The sequence below is a fragment of the Selenomonas sp. oral taxon 136 genome (assembly GCF_001554015.1).
Classification (GTDB): Bacteria; Bacillota; Negativicutes; order Selenomonadales; family Selenomonadaceae; genus Centipeda; species Centipeda felix.
Genome location: NZ_CP014239.1, coordinates 1,952,194 through 1,967,955, shown reverse-complemented (window position 1 = coordinate 1,967,955; position 15,762 = coordinate 1,952,194). Strand labels below are relative to the sequence as shown.

At 57.2% G+C, this 15,762-nt stretch carries 14 protein-coding genes and 2 pseudogenes; 6 read left to right on the top strand and 10 right to left on the bottom strand.

What is annotated here, in order from left to right:
* Window positions 1–7 precede the first annotated feature (7 nt).
* Window positions 8–97: pseudogene (locus AXE86_RS13400) on the top strand (secretion protein HlyD); the annotation flags it as partial.
* Between the two features lie 131 nt (window positions 98–228).
* Here AXE86_RS13400 and AXE86_RS09390 read toward each other — a convergent pair.
* Genes AXE86_RS09390 through AXE86_RS09370 form a run of 5 tightly spaced genes read right to left on the bottom strand, consistent with a single transcriptional unit; the run spans window position 229 to window position 5,285 of the window.
* Window positions 229–1,452 (bottom strand): type II secretion system F family protein, encoded by a 1,224-nt coding sequence (locus tag AXE86_RS09390; protein WP_061946498.1) that lies wholly within the window; start codon window positions 1,450–1,452, stop codon window positions 229–231.
* Window positions 1,449–2,444, bottom strand: a complete 996-nt coding sequence (locus AXE86_RS09385) for a type IV pilus twitching motility protein PilT (protein WP_061946497.1) — start codon at window positions 2,442–2,444, stop codon at window positions 1,449–1,451. Before AXE86_RS09385 ends, AXE86_RS09390 begins: the two co-directional genes overlap by 4 nt.
* On the bottom strand, window positions 2,437–3,678 hold the full coding sequence (locus AXE86_RS09380) for a GspE/PulE family protein (RefSeq protein ID WP_061946496.1): 1,242 nt from the start codon (window positions 3,676–3,678) through the stop codon (window positions 2,437–2,439). The genes AXE86_RS09385 and AXE86_RS09380 overlap by 8 nt, the downstream gene beginning before the upstream one ends.
* Complete coding sequence (gene truA / locus AXE86_RS09375) at window positions 3,632–4,456, bottom strand: tRNA pseudouridine(38-40) synthase TruA (RefSeq protein WP_061946983.1); 825 nt, start codon at window positions 4,454–4,456, stop codon at window positions 3,632–3,634. Before truA ends, AXE86_RS09380 begins: the two co-directional genes overlap by 47 nt.
* A gap of 13 nt (window positions 4,457–4,469) precedes the next feature.
* Window positions 4,470–5,285 (bottom strand): energy-coupling factor transporter transmembrane component T family protein, encoded by an 816-nt coding sequence (locus AXE86_RS09370; protein WP_039981456.1) that lies wholly within the window; start codon window positions 5,283–5,285, stop codon window positions 4,470–4,472.
* A gap of 170 nt (window positions 5,286–5,455) precedes the next feature.
* Here AXE86_RS09370 and AXE86_RS09365 point away from each other — a divergent pair, with 170 nt between their 5' ends.
* Window positions 5,456–6,679, top strand: a complete 1,224-nt coding sequence (locus tag AXE86_RS09365) for an EAL and HDOD domain-containing protein (protein WP_061946495.1) — start codon at window positions 5,456–5,458, stop codon at window positions 6,677–6,679.
* Between the two features lie 57 nt (window positions 6,680–6,736).
* Here AXE86_RS09365 and AXE86_RS09360 read toward each other — a convergent pair whose 3' ends face one another.
* Window positions 6,737–7,756, bottom strand: a complete 1,020-nt coding sequence (locus AXE86_RS09360; protein WP_009754159.1) for an HD-GYP domain-containing protein — start codon at window positions 7,754–7,756, stop codon at window positions 6,737–6,739.
* A 225-nt stretch (window positions 7,757–7,981) separates the two neighbouring features.
* Here AXE86_RS09360 and AXE86_RS09355 point away from each other — a divergent pair, with 225 nt between their 5' ends.
* The 4 genes from AXE86_RS09355 (at window position 7,982) to AXE86_RS09340 (ending at window position 10,608) form a co-directional block, all read left to right on the top strand.
* On the top strand, window positions 7,982–8,788 hold the full coding sequence (locus AXE86_RS09355; protein ID WP_061946494.1) for an amino acid ABC transporter substrate-binding protein: 807 nt from the start codon (window positions 7,982–7,984) through the stop codon (window positions 8,786–8,788).
* Between the two features lie 103 nt (window positions 8,789–8,891).
* Window positions 8,892–9,536, top strand: a complete 645-nt coding sequence (locus AXE86_RS09350) for an amino acid ABC transporter permease (RefSeq protein WP_061946492.1) — start codon at window positions 8,892–8,894, stop codon at window positions 9,534–9,536.
* Entirely contained in the window at window positions 9,517–10,299 is a 783-nt protein-coding gene (locus AXE86_RS09345; RefSeq protein ID WP_061946490.1) for an amino acid ABC transporter ATP-binding protein, read from the top strand. Before AXE86_RS09350 ends, AXE86_RS09345 begins: the two co-directional genes overlap by 20 nt.
* A 66-nt stretch (window positions 10,300–10,365) precedes the next feature.
* Window positions 10,366–10,608 (top strand): DUF2442 domain-containing protein, encoded by a 243-nt coding sequence (locus tag AXE86_RS09340; protein WP_061946488.1) that lies wholly within the window; start codon window positions 10,366–10,368, stop codon window positions 10,606–10,608.
* A gap of 60 nt (window positions 10,609–10,668) precedes the next feature.
* On the opposite strand, the gene AXE86_RS09335 is transcribed toward AXE86_RS09340, so the two are convergent.
* The 4 genes and pseudogenes from AXE86_RS09335 to AXE86_RS09320 all read right to left on the bottom strand — a co-directional run bounded on the left by AXE86_RS09335 (window position 10,669) and on the right by AXE86_RS09320 (window position 15,762).
* Window positions 10,669–11,319, bottom strand: a complete 651-nt coding sequence (locus AXE86_RS09335) for a class I SAM-dependent methyltransferase (protein WP_061946486.1) — start codon at window positions 11,317–11,319, stop codon at window positions 10,669–10,671.
* A gap of 284 nt (window positions 11,320–11,603) precedes the next feature.
* Window positions 11,604–12,235: pseudogene (locus AXE86_RS09330) on the bottom strand (hypothetical protein).
* Window positions 12,232–15,030, bottom strand: coding sequence for a DNA methyltransferase (locus AXE86_RS09325; protein WP_061946484.1), 2,799 nt, complete (start codon window positions 15,028–15,030; stop codon window positions 12,232–12,234). Before AXE86_RS09325 ends, AXE86_RS09330 begins: the two are co-directional and overlap by 4 nt.
* Window positions 15,031–15,273: 243 nt before the next feature.
* A complete protein-coding gene (locus AXE86_RS09320) occupies window positions 15,274–15,762 on the bottom strand; it encodes a flavodoxin (protein WP_061946481.1) in 489 nt (162 codons plus the stop codon).

Sequence of the window (15,762 nt, the reverse complement as noted above, 5' to 3'; positions counted from 1 at the left end):
TGATAAAATGAAGTCCGTCGGATTGGTACAGATTTTTTGTCCTGTCAAGGAGACAAACCGGACGCATAGCCAAAGCTATGTGGAGGATTTGTCGACATAGACAGGGCGAAAAAGATGTACTAAGACGGCGGTGCTGAATTTATCAGTGCTTCCTAAAAATAAAAAGACGCTTTTCACTATACTGTGAGAAGCGTCTTTTTCGTAAGTATTGCGTTTATCCCATCGCCATTACATCATCGCATCCATCGCGTCGAAGATCGGTAGGAGAAAGGAGAGTACGGCAAAGAAGATGAGCCCCGCGACAACGACGATCATCATCGGCTCGGCGAGTGCCGTCACACGTTGTCCAATGGTTTCCGCCCGGCGTGCGCAATACTCGGCTGCCTGCGGAAGAATGCGTTCCAATTCCCCCGCCTCCTCGCCTGCGGCTAGCATACCACGCACGAGAGACGGCAGATAGGGGTCATCTGCCATGATCTGTGTGAGGCTGCGTCCCTCGGTAAGTCGCTGTTCTATGCTGCTCAGCTGACGGCGAAGCGCACGATTTCCCGTTACCGTGCATGCCAGTGCAATGGCGCGGTCGAGGCGAATCCCACTGCGCAGGAGAACGGCGAGAACGCATAGGATCATCTGCCACGCACGACAGCGGATGAATACGCCCACAACGGGCAGCCGCAGGATGCAGCGGTCACAGAGAAAGCGCGCCGTCGGAATGCGCAGGAGCAGCCCGATACCGAGGGGCACGGCGAAAAGGAGACATACCGTCGCCACAGGCGCATCGGCGATCTGTGCCGACACCGTGAGGAGCAGCTGTGTCGGCAGTGGAAGATCGGCATGCAGATCCGCGAGGAGTGCCGCGAAGATGGGCAGAATAAAGACGGTCATGAGGACGATGGAGAGCACGACTGCCGCCAGTAAAAAAAGCGGATAGAGGAGCGCGCTCCACAGTGCCTCGCGCATACGGTACTCCTCTGTGAGAAACGACGCTGCCGCTCCGAGCACGACATCGAGCGAGCCGCTCTCCTCCCCCGCGCGTACCATGCCGATGAGAACGGGGGAAAAGATCTGCCTCTTCGTCTCCATCGCCTGTGAAAGCGGCATCCCCTGCATGGCCGCATGATGCAGAGCATGGAGCAGCCGTCCCGACGATGATGTTTCTCCCACGCCGTCGCGCAGGCGTTCCAGTGCGCGGTGCAGGGGAAGTCCCACGGCGAGAAGGGCAGATAGCTCCTGAAAGAAGGCGATCCTCTCCTCGTCGGTCACACCGCCACGGCGCGACAGCCACTGCTGTGTATGCTGCGGCAGGCGCAGCGTCCGTCGCTCCTCGATGCGCACGGCCGTCTCACCGCGCTCCATGAGCATCCGTGCCGCTGCCGGCGCGCTCTCGGCTTCAATGATGCCGTGTATCTTTCGCCCCTCTGCCGTGCACGCCGTATAAGAAAATATCGTCATGCGAGGACGCCCCGTGCACGAAGCTCGGCCTCTGCCATCTCCGCTGTCTGCATCCCCTGCGCAGCACCGCTCATCATGAGCGTCTCAAGCTGATCATAGCGTCCCTGCCGCAGGACATTTCGCACGGCGGAGGTACCAACCAGCGTCTCAAACGCGGCAATACGGCCGCCGCCCCGCCGCGGCAGAAGGCGCTGAGCAAAGATGCCGCGGATGACATCGGCAAACTGTGCGCGCACCGCATCCCGCGCATCCGCCGGAAAGAAACTCTCCACGCGGCGCGCCGCCTGCGCGGCCGTCCCCGCGTGGATTGTCCCCACGACGAGCACGCCCGTCGCCGCCGCGAGGAGTGTCGCCTCAATGGTTGCACGGTCACGGATCTCACCCACGAGCAGGAGGTCGGGATCCTCACGCAGCGCACTGCGCACAGCATCGGGAAAGGAAGCAAAATCCCGCCCCTCTTCCCGCTGACTGAAAAAGGCACGATCTGCGGCAAAAACATATTCGACGGGATCCTCAAGTGTGATGATATGGAGGGAACGCGTATGGTTGACCGCATCAATGAGCGCGGCAAGCGTTGTCGTCTTGCCTGCCCCCGTCGCTCCGCAGAGCAGCACGAGTCCATCCCTCATCTCAAGAGCCGTACGCACGGCAGACGGCATACCGATCTCATCGGGCGTCATGATGCGCTCAGGCAGGAGACGCAGGGAAAGAGCCATCCCCTCCTGCGTCCGATAAAAGTTTCCTCGAAACCGCCGTCCCTCCCAGTTCCACGCGGCATCGACATCCTGCACAGAAAGAAGAGCGCGCTGCGCATCCGAGAGCATTTGACAGGCACACGCCTCCATCAGTGCCGCTGTGGGAATGAGATCCTCCGCCATCAGCATGCCGTCACGGCGCAGCTGTATCTGCTGATGCGGTGCCGCATGGAGATCCGAGGCATTCACTGTCATCATGCGGCGCAGCAGTTCCTGCCACGCGTCCGTTTCATCCATAGAGTGCACGCTCCACCTCCCCTAACGTCGTCTCCCCTTCGATAGCCTTTGCCGCGCCGTCCTGCCAGAGAGAGCGCATCCCCTCCGCCCCTGCCGCGCACCGCAGATCATCCCGCGATCTCGCTCCGAGGATCGCCGTGCGGATATGCTCGGAGATGGGCAGCATCTCATGTATCGCCATGCGTCCATGATAACCGCTCCCGCGACAGTGCGGGCAGCCGCGCCCGCGCACGAGCGTCATCCCTTCATGATAGAGCGATCCGAGGAGAAGAGCCTCATCTGAGCCTGCAGCGACGGTGTACGTCTCACGACAATGAACGCAAACACGGCGCACAAGCCGCTGGGCTACGACCCCCGAGAGCGTCGCTGCGAGCAGATAGGGCGGCGTCCCCATCTCGATCATGCGAAAAATCGCGGCGACACAGTCCTCCGTATGGAGCGTCGAGAACAGCGCGTGTCCCGTGAGGGCAATACGCACCGCCATCTCCGCCGTCTCACGGTCGCGGATCTCGCCCAAGAGGATCTTCTGGACATCCTGCCGCAGTGCTGCCCGCAGTCCCGCGACAAAGGTCAGCCCCGCCTCTGGACATACGGCAAACTGACTGATTCCGTCAATACGCCGCTCCACGGGATCTTCGAGCGTCATAATGTGACAGTTTGGGTCATTGAGCTCAGCGAGTGCCGCATAGAGCGTCGTCGTCTTGCCCGAGTTCATCGGTCCACAGACGAGGAGGAGCCCCGTCGGTCGATGGATGAGTCGTTCAAAAATCGCTTCGTTTTCCGGCGTGAAACCGAGCTCCCTGCAGTGAAGGAATCGCTCCGTCCCGTCCATAATGCGCACAACCATGCGCTCACCGCCCACGACAGGAAGAACCGCCACGCGCATATCGACGCTGCGCCCCCTGTGTGGATAGCGAATCTGCCCATCCTGCGGACGGTTGCGCTTCGCCGTGTCGATGCCCGCCATCACCTTTAGACGTGCAATAACTACCGGAGCGATTGCCGCCGGCAGCAGGATCGGATACGCGCGCAGCAGCCCATCGACGCGGACGCGGATGCGCAGTCCTTCCTCCATCGGCTCAAGATGGATGTCCGTTGCCTCTTCATCCAGTGCTGCATCGAGGACGGCGTCCACGAGCGTCAGTACATGACTGCCGCGTCCCTCCGGACGAGACGGCAAGCGCATTTCACGTACGGCATTTGTCACAAGACGCTGCAGCATTTCCTGCTCCATCGGTATGGCTCCTTTCCGATGTGCCGTCATAATCCACCGCGAGTAGATACAGCCCGCCGGCCGGAGCCGTGGGCGGCGCGAGCCGACGATCCCGTGCCGCAAAGATCTCCGCAAAGCGATCCTTGGAGATACGCCCCGTACCGACCGCCACAGCCGTACTGACGATATTGCGCACCATGTGATAGAGAAAGCCCGTGCCGTGGATATAGAGCGAGAGACGCCCCTCCCCCTCCGCCGTCAGACGGATCGTATCGAGCGTACGGACGGGCGACATCGGCGCACCACCCGCCGCACGAAATGAGGAGTAGTCATGCGTCCCCTCAAGGAGATGCAGCGCCGCCCGCATCGCATCGTAATCGAGCGGCTGAAAAATCTGCCATGCATAGCTGCGTGTGAAGGGATCCGGCACGCGGCACTCCTTCATGCGATAGACGTATGCCTTGCCCGTTGCACTGTGCCGTGCGCTGAAATCCCGCGCTGCCTCCCACGCCTCCGACACGACAATATCCGGCGGCAGGAGGCCGTTCACCGCACGCGGCAGGCGCTCCGTCGGGATGCGTCCGTCCGTGAAGAAATTCACCACCTGACCATAGGCATGAACCCCCGCATCCGTGCGCCCCGCCGACGCAAGCTCCACCGTCTCACCGCAGACCTGGGCGAGAGCCGCCTCAAGGACATTCTGCACGGCACGGATGGGCGGCGTCTGCCGCTGAAAGCCGTGATAGCTCGTCCCATCGTAGGCGACCTTCAGCGCGATATTTCGCGCACGCGCCTTCATCATCGCCACATGCTCAGGGCGCAAAGCTCAGCCCTCCCACACTCACGGCACAGATGCCCGCCGCACCGAGGATAAAGACGGCGACAGCCGCATAGTCGACACGCCCGATGTACAGCTCCTTCATCTGCGTACGTCCTTCACCGCCGCGGTAGCAGCGCGCCTCCATCGCCATTGCAAGCTCATCGGCACGGCGAAACGCAGAGAGAAAGAGCGGCACGAGCACGGGTACAATGGCACGCATCCGCCGCACGATACTGCCATGCTCAAAATCCGCCCCACGTGCCTTCTGCGCCTTCATGATGCGATCCAGCTCCTCCAGCAGCGTTGGGATAAAGCGTAAGGCGATCGTCATCATCATCGACAGCTCATGCACGGGAACCCCCACATGGCGCAGCGGAGAGAGAAGTGCCTCCAGCCCGTCGGTCAGGCGCAGCGGACTCGTCGTTAGTGTCAGCAGCGTACTCAACAGGATGAGCAGGATTAGGCGCAGCCCGATATACACGCCGCGTGTCAGCCCCTCCCACGTCGCCGACAGGGGGCCGACGGCAAACAGTTCCGTCCCCGGCGTCATAAAGAGGTGCACGCCGAACGTAAAGAGCACGATCCAGAGAATCGGCCGAATCGAGCGCAGCTGCATTCCAAGCGGAACCTGAGAAACGATCATGAGCAGCGCAATGCTGATGCCAAGCGCAAGAAAGCCTGCCACGTTCTCGACGAAGAAAACGAGCAGCAGGTAGAAGAACAGGAGAACAATCTTGACGCGTGGATCCATGCGGTGCAGGAAGGAATCTCCGGGCATATAGCGTCCGATTTGTATGTCATTCAACAAATTACCACATCCATTTTTTCATTCTTCCTATTATATTATACCATCTGGTCTACTGTTTTTCATTTATTTTTCGAGAAAGCCATGATATAATTTCATAAAATGTCGATATAATATGTATACGAGAATGATAATTTACCGCGATCGTATACAAGATGAAGGAAGGTTCCCTTATGGAAGATGCATTCATCGGGCGTCAGGCGATTCTCGATCTGCAAAAGAATGTCTACGCATACGAGATTCTTTTCCGCAGTGGTCTGAAAAACGCCTTTGACCCCAATCTCGACGGAAATGTGGCAACACAGAGCGTCATGGTCAACGCCATGCTCAATTTTGGCATGAAAAAACTCGTCTCCAACCGAAAGGCTTTCATCAACTTCACAGAGAAGAATCTCCTGTCGCGTGCACCGAAACTCCTGCCCTCCGACAGCATCGTCGTGGAGGTACTCGAGACGGTGCAGCCGACTCCTGAAATTCTCGAAGCCGTACGTGATCTAAAGGATGCAGGCTACAAGATCGCTCTCGACGACTTTGTCCTGCTCCCGGGCTACGAGCCGCTCATCAACATGGCGGACATCATCAAGGTGGACTTTCGCATCACGACAGCTCCCGAGGAGCGTGCCAACCTGCGCAAGGTACTCCCCCCGCAGGTGCGGCTTCTCGCCGAGAAGATTGAGACAGAGGACGAATTCCGTCAGGCAGTGGAGGATGGCTATGTCCTCTTCCAGGGCTATTTTTTCTGCAAACCCGTCGTCCTGCACCAAAAGAGACTCACCAACAACGAGCTGTCGCGTATTCGCCTTCTCAAGGAGGTCAACCGTCCGAACGTTGACTTTAACGCCATCACGGAAGTGATCGGGGCGGATACGAATCTCGTGTACAAACTCCTCACCTATATCAACTCGGTCGGCATCGGACTGACCAACCACGTCTCCAACCTACGGCAGGCTGCTGTGCTCCTTGGCTTCAGCGGGATCCGCAGCTGGGTGACACTCATCAGTCTCCAAACCTTCTCCGAGGACAAACCGAGCGAACTCTTCACCCTCTCGCTCCTGCGTGCAAAATTCTGCGAGCTGATTGCCCGCAGTCTGAACCGGCATGACCTCACGCCGGACACGGGCTTCCTGCTTGGCATGTTCTCCCTAATTGACGTACTGCTCAACCAGCCGATGGCGGAGATACTCAAGGAGCTCACTCTCTCCGACGAGTTGAATGCTGCTCTGCTTGGTGAGGACAACGCTCTGCGCCGTCTGCTCGACCTCGTCATCTCCTACGAACAGGGCAACTGGTCGTCAGTTGTTGCGTGCTGTGCGCATGAACACATCCCATTGGAGGAGATCAGCACGATCTATGACGAGGTTCTCGAATGGTATAACAAACTCCAGGCTGTCTGCTGACAGCGGACACCAAAAAAGCCCATTGGTTCACGCCGATGGGCTTTTCTATGTTCTTTATTATTTCGGGTTGTACTCCAGAATCTTAATCTTCTTCTCCTCATTGAGATCGATGACCTCATCCTCCGAAATCGTCACGATCGGGAGCGGCACAACACCGTGCGGATATGCCGTGATCGTTCCCTCGCGATGATTGCTGAGGAGCACACGCGAGCCGAGGAAGGCATTCTTGATATTCATCAGGACGGGCAGGCAAACCTGCGGATCGAGCGTCGTATACATCTGCCGCGCAATCTCCGTCACCGCATCGAACGGCGTGCGGCGCGGGTAGCCCTCGCGTTCGACCGTGATATTGTCATAGAGATCCGCCACAGCGATGATGCGAGCATAGAGATGAATGTCGTCGCCCTTGCTGTTGAACGGGAAGCCGCTGCCGTCCATGCGCTCATGATGCTGCATCGCCGCAAGGCGCACGCCCTCCGTCAGTCCCGCCACATTGTTGAGGATATGCGCTCCATCTACCGTATGCTGGATGTAGTTCTCATAGTCCTCGCCCTCAAGCGTTTCTACATTCTTTTCGAGCAGACGCTGATCAAAACGCGACTTGCCGACATCGTGGAGGAATCCCGCGAGAACAACATCCTTTGCCGTCTCACGGTCGAGCTTCATCCACTTGGCAATGACCCCCGCGAGGATCGACACACGCAACGAGTGGTTATAGATGTCGCTCGCGAGATGGTTGACCTCATTGAGATAGTCAATCGTTCCGCTGCGGCGTGAGAGCGGCAGCAGATCCTCCTGCACCATCTCATTCGTCTCTTCCACGGGAACCGTGCCCGTCTTCTTTGTCTCCTCAAAGATCGACTTCGCCGTACCGATGACATTCTCATACTGCTTGATGAAGAGATTGCTGCGCGAGAAGATCGGCGAACGCTCCTCCTTCAGCTCCGATTCGTCCTTGATGTAGACAACGGGGATCTTCAGAAACTTCAGGCGCGTGATGTGCGCCTTCGTCAGCTCCGTATTCTCCGACACCACCACCACGCGCTTGGCGTTGACGATCGTCCGCGCTAGGATCATCCCATTCTCAAGATCGTCTACGGATATTGCACGCAAAGCAAGCCCCTCCCTCGGTTTACGTCATTCTTCCTTACGAAATTCTCATGTCTATAAATATTTCGACCTGAAAAGGAAAAAACCTGCTTAATTAAAAAAAACTTGACATATTTTCTTCACCTATCGTATAATACACACACATCAGTACTTTATTGTATTAAAGCAGTAGAAGGATAAGGAGAAACGAAGATGAACTGGAAAGCGATTCTGACCGGAGCAACGGTACTCGCCTGCTCGGCAGCACTCCTCGCAGGGTGCGGCAGCACTGAGAAAGCCCCCTCGACGGATAATGCGGCAGAGATGGGAAAGATCATCGTCGGACTTGACGACAATTTCCCGCCGATGGGCTTTAAGGACGAGAACAACAAGATCGTCGGTTTCGACGTTGATCTCGCAGAGGAAGCAGCAAAACGTCTCGGTCGTGAGGTTGAGTTCAAGGCAATCGACTGGTCGAGTAAGGAAGCCGAGCTCAAGAGCGGCCGCGTGCAGGTGCTCTGGAACGGTCTCGACATCACCGAAAAGCGCAAGGAGAGCATGCTCTTCTCGAAGCCCTATATGGACAACCACCAGATCATCTTCGTGAAGAAGGGCAACACCGCCGTTACGGATGAGAAGAGCCTCGCGGGCAAGACCGTCGGCACGCAGAGTGCGGGCACGGCGGAGGAGTACATGGACGCCTCGGATTTCTATAAAAAGGAAGTCAAGGAGGTCAAGAAGTACCCCGACTACGTTGCGGCATTCATGGATCTTGAGAATGGCCGTCTCGATGCCGTCATCGGCGACGAGATCGTCGGCCGCTACTACATGAGCAAGCATCCCGACACACTGGATGCGCTCGACGTGGTCGTCGGTCCTGTGAGCGAGTTCGGCATCGCATTCGCGAAGGACAACACGAAGCTGCGCGACGAGGTGCAGAAGGTCCTCGACGAGATGAAGGCAGACGGCACGATCGCCAAGATCTCGACGAAGTGGTTCGCCAAGGACATCACGAAGTAAATGGTTGCCCTTCTGCCGCACGTGGCAGAGGCACAAAGAAAGAGCTGCTGTACGATGTCGAATCATCGTGCGGCAGCCCCTTTTTCTGTAAGGAATATCATTCATGGACAAAACACTGGATACCATCCGTCTCATGCTCGAGGGCTCAGGCATCACCCTCGAGATTTTCTGTGTCACGCTCGCGCTTTCGCTGCCGCTGGGGCTCTTTGTCGCGCTCGGACGACTCTCTCGCTTTCGGCCGCTCAGCCGCATCCTCGAAATCTACATCTGGATTATGCGCGGTACGCCGCTCATGCTGCAGCTGCTCTTCGTCTACTTCGCCCTGCCGATGGTCGGCATCCTGCTCCCCGACATTGCAGCGGCACTGCTCGCCTTCGTCCTCAACTACGCCGCCTACTTCGCCGAGATCTTCCGTGCGGGCATACAGGCGGTGCCGCGCGGTCAATTCGAGGCGGCGCGCGTCCTCGGCATGAGCGGCCCGCTCACCATGCGCCGCATCATCCTGCCGCAGGTACTGCGCATCACCCTGCCGCCCGTCAGCAACGAGACCATCAACCTCGTCAAGGACACATCCCTCGTCTACATCCTCGCCATGAACGACCTCCTGCGCGTCGCGCGCACCATCGTACAGCGCGAGTTTGACATGACCCCCTTCCTCATCGCAGGCATCTTCTACCTTGCCATGACCGCTGTACTCACCTATGGATTCAAAAAACTGGAGGCGCACTATGGCAGATACGGAAACTAAAGACACGATGCTCAGGATGCGCGGCATCCACAAATCCTTTGGTGAGCTCAGCGTTCTCCGCGGGATCGACCTCACCCTCGCGCGCGGCGAGGTGCTCGCCATCATCGGCTCCTCCGGCTCCGGCAAGTCAACGCTCCTGCGCTGCATCAACAAACTTGAGACGATTGACCGTGGGGGCATCACAATTCGCGGGGAAAAGCTCTGTTGGACGAAGGACGGAGAAAGTACCGCGACGTATGCAAGCACTGCCGACGTACGACGCATCCTCATGTCCACGGGCATGGTCTTTCAGCAGTTCAACCTCTTTCCGCACATGACCGTCATCGAGAACCTGATCGAGGCACCCATTCATGTCAAGGGAATGTCACGCGATGAAATTCTCCCCTATGCGCGTGAACTCCTTGCCAAAGTTGGGCTCTCCGACCGCGAGAATTACTACCCGAGCCAACTCTCGGGCGGACAGCAGCAGCGCGTCGCCATCGCGCGCGCCCTCGCCATGAAGCCGGACATCATGCTCTTTGACGAGCCGACCTCCGCCCTCGACCCTGAGCTCACCGGCGAGGTGCTGCACACCATGCGTGACCTCGCTGCCGAGCACATGACCATGATCGTCGTCACACACGAAATGGCATTCGCACGCGAGGCCGCCACCAACGTCGTCTTTATGGAGAACGGTGTCATCGTCGAGCAAGGCGCACCGCAGACATTTTTCCGTGCGCCGAAGGAAGAACGCACACGAGAGTTCCTGCGGAATATGCTATGATACTTGGTATAATAGAGATGACAGGAGAGATATGTGGCCCTCCTCTGCAATAAAGGAGTACATATCATGCTACGGCCTAAAGTACTCGATGTAAAGCCGCTTCCTGATTATAAATTACTGCTGCTCTTTGATACAGGTGAGAAGAAAATTTTTGATGTGATGCCGTACATCAAAGGATCATGGTACGAAAAGCTGAAAGTTCCCACTGTTTTTCAAACAGTCCATGTATCAGGTTCTACGGTTGTATGGGCAGATGGGCAGGACATTGCCCCACACGAGCTCTATGACGATTCTGTACCCGCTGTTTGATGGAAAATTCCAAGGGAAATACCCTTGTATCCTTAGGACACTGTGCAGCGGTAAAAACTTTTATCGCACCCCCACGACTGCGATCCAGTACTCACCTTCCTTGAGGTGAATCTGTACCTCGCGGAATCCCGCTGTGCGGAAAAGATGCTCGAACTCTGCGGGCGTCGGGTTCGTCAGCTGATACTCCGCGACCTTGGCACGCGTGCTCTCCGGCAGGTCGTCCCGCCCGCAGATCTCCGCGAGCAGGAGGAACGATCCGCCCTCACGCACAACGCGTGCAACCTCTCGCAGGCTCTCCTCAGGAGACGGCCAGAAGTAAAAACTCTCCACCGTTACGACGGCATCAAAATGTCCGTCCGCAAACGGGAGTGCCTCAACCGAGCCATGGAGGATCTCCATCCGTCCACGCTCGACCAATGCCGCATTGAAGGCGCGCGACGCCTCCACCGAGGTCTCGGCGTAGTCGATGCCGACGAGGTGCCCCTCCGTCACACGCTCTGCCATGCGCGCGAGTGTATTGCCGCCGCCGCAGCCGATGTCAAGTACCGTATCCGCTGAGTGCAGTGCAAGATACCCCAGACCCCAGTCCACGAGATGCGCATGGCTTTCGTTCATCCGTGCGAGCATCGCACGCCCCGCATCCCCCTCAGGACGACGTGGATTCCCCTCTGCCGTTACCTGATCGGTATGCTGCCAATCTATCTCTGCCATTCGATTTTCCTCCATCGATCAATAAAGTCTCATTTCAAATACCGCGAATCGGACAAGAATTATCGCTCATTTTCGACTCTATCGCAACAAGCGCCCCTTCCACCGCTTCGCGCTCCCCCTGCTGACCTGTCCAAGAAGCAAGCCCTGTGGGCGCAGCTGATTGGGTAACAGGTCGTATGGGAAAGCGTCCCGCAAGTCAAATCCATAGGATGCAGACGCGCGGATGACGCTGACCGCTCCCCCATATCGACGGGGGAGGCTTTTTGTCGCAGCTGTTGGGGCAACTACTCTACGCCCATGGTCTGCTTCGACAGGTCAAAACCGAACTGCACAGGGTCGGCGGGATCCCAGATACGCGTCTTTTCGTTGTAGCGGACAGGGACGTAGAACGTCGCCATCCCCATCGGCTGGAGTTCCCGATAGGCATCTGCCGTCGCATCGACGGCTGTCCTACGCAGCTCCTCGGGTGTCCCGTTCAGCTTCATACGGGAACGCATGAGAGAGGTTGCCTTCTCGCGTGCCGCCATCATGTTGAACCGCGTCACCGTCACCTCGACCGTCGCCTGTCCTTCCCCTGACTCGAGACAGAGGTCTCGACCGATGCGTTTTTCAGCGACTCCATATAGGCATCACCGATCTCCGCTGCCTCCTCGGGCAAAAGGTTTGCTCCCGCCGTCTGGAGGGCATTCGCAAACGCCGCCTTCATGTTGAACGCATCCGTCGGTGCACCGTAGGACGTAAGTTTCTTCTGCGCCTCCTCATCCTGCCGTACAAAAGCATCACAGTAGAGCTGGATGCTCTCGGCAGGGTCTGCCTTCGCCATGCGCCCAAAGGTCGCAAAATAGAGTGCCGCAAGAATCGCGGCGACAAAGATCCCCACGAAGATGACGGGGAATCGTATCTTGGATGAAATCACTTTTTCTCCTCTATTCCTTTCTGTACCAGTTCCTCATATCGCTTCATCAGCTCCGCCACGCACGCCGACTCCGTGAGCTTCGTCGAGAAGCCGTATGCGCGCATCACGGCGCGGTCATTTGCGCGGTGCGCCTCGCGCAGATCGGGCGGCATCGCCACGTCATCATAGAGATCGGCGAGACCGCTCTCGGGATAGCGTGCGCGCGCATCCAGTATCCCCTGTGCCGTTTTCTCAATCGTTGCTCGCTGCTCGTCGGTCGGCGTGCACCACGGGAAATTATTATACACGATGACATTGGAATAGCGATAGTCACTTTTGATTCGTCCACACGTAACACGCATCCATGCCATGTGGACATTACTCATCAACACGCCGAAATGGTAAAGTGTCGTATTTGGAACAGCAATATTTGCATCACCGCATATCGTCGTTGCGTGGAGAAACCCCATGGGGATGTATTTGCGGTTCTCTGAAGAGTGCCGCGGGATCAGGATGTAGTCGCCTGTTGGCTGACGATTCTCCATAAATAGTGTCGGATAATCTGCCCATTTTCGTGTTGCCGCTTTGGTGCTGGCGACGCGGAAGTCACGCACCATGCGAACCCGCTCACGAACAAATGGAACACGCTGAATAAGTGCAGGAGAAGCATCAACAAGCCATAGACAGTATCGTGTTTCGCCGTGCAAATACTCCTTTGCGCCCAGAAACGGACGGAACAAGGATTTTGCTTCAGGATATTGCAAACAGACAGATTCATAGTCCGATTCACTTACCTTAGACAAAAAGCCGCCATCCGCTGCTTTACTTCCTTCTATTGTTTCCGGAACAGCAGAAATCGTTGTTTTGCGTGGTATAATAAAAATTGGTTTTGATTCCAATAAGTAAGGCGAGATATCTTGCACCTCTTTTACCTGACCGTTGAGGTAGAGTCGCTTGTTCTCTGCCATATTGCCTGCGCAGAATCCAACAATAACGCAATGCACCGCCGCTTTTTGTGTGCTTTCACTGTCCCAACGGAACGTACGGTAAGCAAATTGTAGCGTGATATGAAAGCGTTCATAAAGAGGCTTCCAGACACCTGCGACTTGCTCTCCTTGCGTAATACTATTGGTCGAGACAAATGCGGCGTGTATCTTCGTCCCTGCCATGTATTCTGCCGCCTTGAAATACCACCCCGCTACATAGTCGATTTTACCCGCCGTCTTATAGGGTTTGTTCTGCTCATCGACATAGACGGTAAGAAGCTCATCTTTTTGTTCCTTGGTCTGAAGACTATACCCCACAAACGGCGGATTCCCCATCACGCGCACCGTGTCCGTCGGCGGCAATATCGCGCGCCAGTCCATGCGCAGGGCATTCCCCTCGTGGATGTTGTCGTACGTCCGCAGGGGAAGGAAGTCGAGTGCAATGTGGACAATGCTCTCCGTCTCCTTCATCATCTGGCTCTCAGCGATCCAGAGCGCCGTCCGCGCGACGGTCACGGCAAAGTCATTGATCTCAATGCCGTAGAACTGCCCGATATTCACCTTGATCGGATTGTCGAGTGCCCCGAGGACGATCTCCTGTCCGTAGAGCTCACGCAGTACCTCGTTCTCGAGACGGCGCAGGGAGATGTAGGTCTCCGTGAGGAAGTTGCCGCTGCCCGCCGCGGGGTCGAAGTACCGCCCCGCCGCCAGTTTATCCTGAAAGGCGAGGAGCGCCCTGCGGCGCGCAGTCTCGGTCTTTAGTGCCTTTGCCGCCGCTAGCTCGTCGCGCAGGGCATCAAGGAAGAGCGGGTCGATGACCTTGTGGATGTTCTCAATGCTCGTGTAGTGCATCCCGCCCGCACGACGCGTTGCAGGGTTGAGTGTAGACTCAAAAACCGCGCCGAAGATGGTCGGGCTGATCGCGCTCCAGTCGAAGCCCGCGCTTGCATCATCGAGCAGGACATCAACGATCTCCTGTGTGAACTGCGGGATCTCGATGTTCTCCTCTGCGAAGAGTCCCCCGTTGACGTAGGGGAATGCGGCAAGGGCATCCGAGAGGTACGGGTCGCGGCTCTCGATCGGTGTATCGAGCACGCGAAAGAGCTGGATGAGGGTCTGGCGAAAGTACGCGAGCGGCACGTCACGCAGGTAGTCATGGAACATGGCGTGCTTGCCGAAGAGTCCTGCGTCCTCGGCGTAGAGGGCAAAGACGAGACGGACACAGAGGATGTTGAGGCTCTTCTGGCTGTGTGGGTCGCTCATGTCGCGGTACTCTTTTGCGAGGGCGTCGTAGAGTCTGCCGACGAGCTCGCCCGCCTGGATGGAGACCTCCATTTCCTTTTGGATGTGCGCATCGCCCGCATCAACGAGGAAGTTCAGGCGATATGCCTCACGCTCAAGGTCGGCGAGGAGGATTTCCTGCGGCTCGGCATTCGGCGTCTCCATGTCGTAGACGAGGAACTGTGCGAAGTTGCAGCTGACGATCCAGCGCGGGCGCGCGGAGTACGGCAGTGCCGCCGCATAGCGGCGCGCCTGCTCGATGGGTTTGAGGAGAATGCCGTCGCTCTGGCGGATCGGGTCGGTCAGTTTCTTTCCGAGGCTTTTCTGCTCGATCATGACGTGTGTCGTAGGGATCATAACGTCAATAAAGCTCGTGTGGTCGAGCTGTACCTGCTGCTCAAAGACGAGCAGGTCGGCAGGGTTTTCTACGCCGTAGACGCTGTGGAGGAGCTCCATCCAGAATTTCTGGCTCTCGCCCTTCTCGTAGCCCCGCCCCTTCCACTTCGCGGCAAATTCCCGCGCCGCCTGTGCCTGTGCCTCCGCATTCATCGCGCCGCCTCCTCTCTTTGATTCCTACATTATTGTATCGTACAAAGCACTGTGCTGTCTAAAGAAAATTTTTCATATTGATTTGAAAATAGAGTACGAGTCCGCAGATAAGGACTTGCTATGGGAAACGATCCCAAATGATATCTCGGCACTATACGCACAACTTCAAAAGATCGCCTCATGTTAATGAAGCCACGTAAAAACACGACTGCCGTGCAACGACGACAATCGTGTTTTTCTATGTCAGATCCCAAGCGCCGCGACCCATGAGTTGATCGCCATCGGGGTCTCGCCCATCTCAAAGCGGCGGCCTTCCTTGACGAGTGCGCCCTGCACTGAGGGGCGCAGATGCGTCACCGTCTGTCCGAGAGAGCTGCCGCCCGAGGTAGCAAACGGCACAATGGTTTTCCCCGTAAGGTCGTAGCTTTCGAGAAATGTATTGATGATGTGCGGCGCAGCGAACCACCAGAGCGGGAACCCGACGAAGATGGTCTCATACGGCGCGAGATCGGGAAGCTCTCCCTCGATCTGGGGGCGGCAGGCTGGGTCGTGCATCTCAACGTTGACGCGGCTCGTCTTATCGTCCCAGTCGAGATCGTCCTCGGTATAGGGGATGACCGGGCGGATCTCGTAAAGGTCTGCGCTGATGACGTCGGCGATCTTATGGGCAACCGTTGCCGTGCGCCGCGAAGGTGATGCAGAAAAGAAGGCGATCATCCGTTTTCCGTACAT

Bases quoted from the DNA above. Each gene is read 5' to 3' on its own strand.
- AXE86_RS09380 (WP_061946496.1), bottom strand. From the start codon at position 3,678: ATGGAGCAGGAAATGCTGCAGCGTCTTGTGACAAATGCCGTACGTGAA.
- AXE86_RS09365 (WP_061946495.1), top strand. From the start codon at position 5,456: ATGGAAGATGCATTCATCGGGCGTCAGGCGATTCTCGATCTGCAAAAG.
- AXE86_RS09345 (WP_061946490.1), top strand. From the start codon at position 9,517: ATGGCAGATACGGAAACTAAAGACACGATGCTCAGGATGCGCGGCATC.
- AXE86_RS09355 (WP_061946494.1), top strand. From the start codon at position 7,982: ATGAACTGGAAAGCGATTCTGACCGGAGCAACGGTACTCGCCTGCTCG.
- AXE86_RS09320 (WP_061946481.1), bottom strand. From the start codon at position 15,762: ATGTACGGAAAACGGATGATCGCCTTCTTTTCTGCATCACCTTCGCGG.
- AXE86_RS09390 (WP_061946498.1), bottom strand. From the start codon at position 1,452: ATGACGATATTTTCTTATACGGCGTGCACGGCAGAGGGGCGAAAGATA.
- AXE86_RS09360 (WP_009754159.1), bottom strand. From the start codon at position 7,756: ATGATCCTAGCGCGGACGATCGTCAACGCCAAGCGCGTGGTGGTGGTG.
- AXE86_RS09335 (WP_061946486.1), bottom strand. From the start codon at position 11,319: ATGGCAGAGATAGATTGGCAGCATACCGATCAGGTAACGGCAGAGGGG.
- AXE86_RS09340 (WP_061946488.1), top strand. From the start codon at position 10,366: ATGCTACGGCCTAAAGTACTCGATGTAAAGCCGCTTCCTGATTATAAA.
- AXE86_RS09385 (WP_061946497.1), bottom strand. From the start codon at position 2,444: ATGGATGAAACGGACGCGTGGCAGGAACTGCTGCGCCGCATGATGACA.
- AXE86_RS09325 (WP_061946484.1), bottom strand. From the start codon at position 15,030: ATGAATGCGGAGGCACAGGCACAGGCGGCGCGGGAATTTGCCGCGAAG.
- truA (WP_061946983.1), bottom strand. From the start codon at position 4,456: ATGAAGGCGCGTGCGCGAAATATCGCGCTGAAGGTCGCCTACGATGGG.
- AXE86_RS09350 (WP_061946492.1), top strand. From the start codon at position 8,892: ATGGACAAAACACTGGATACCATCCGTCTCATGCTCGAGGGCTCAGGC.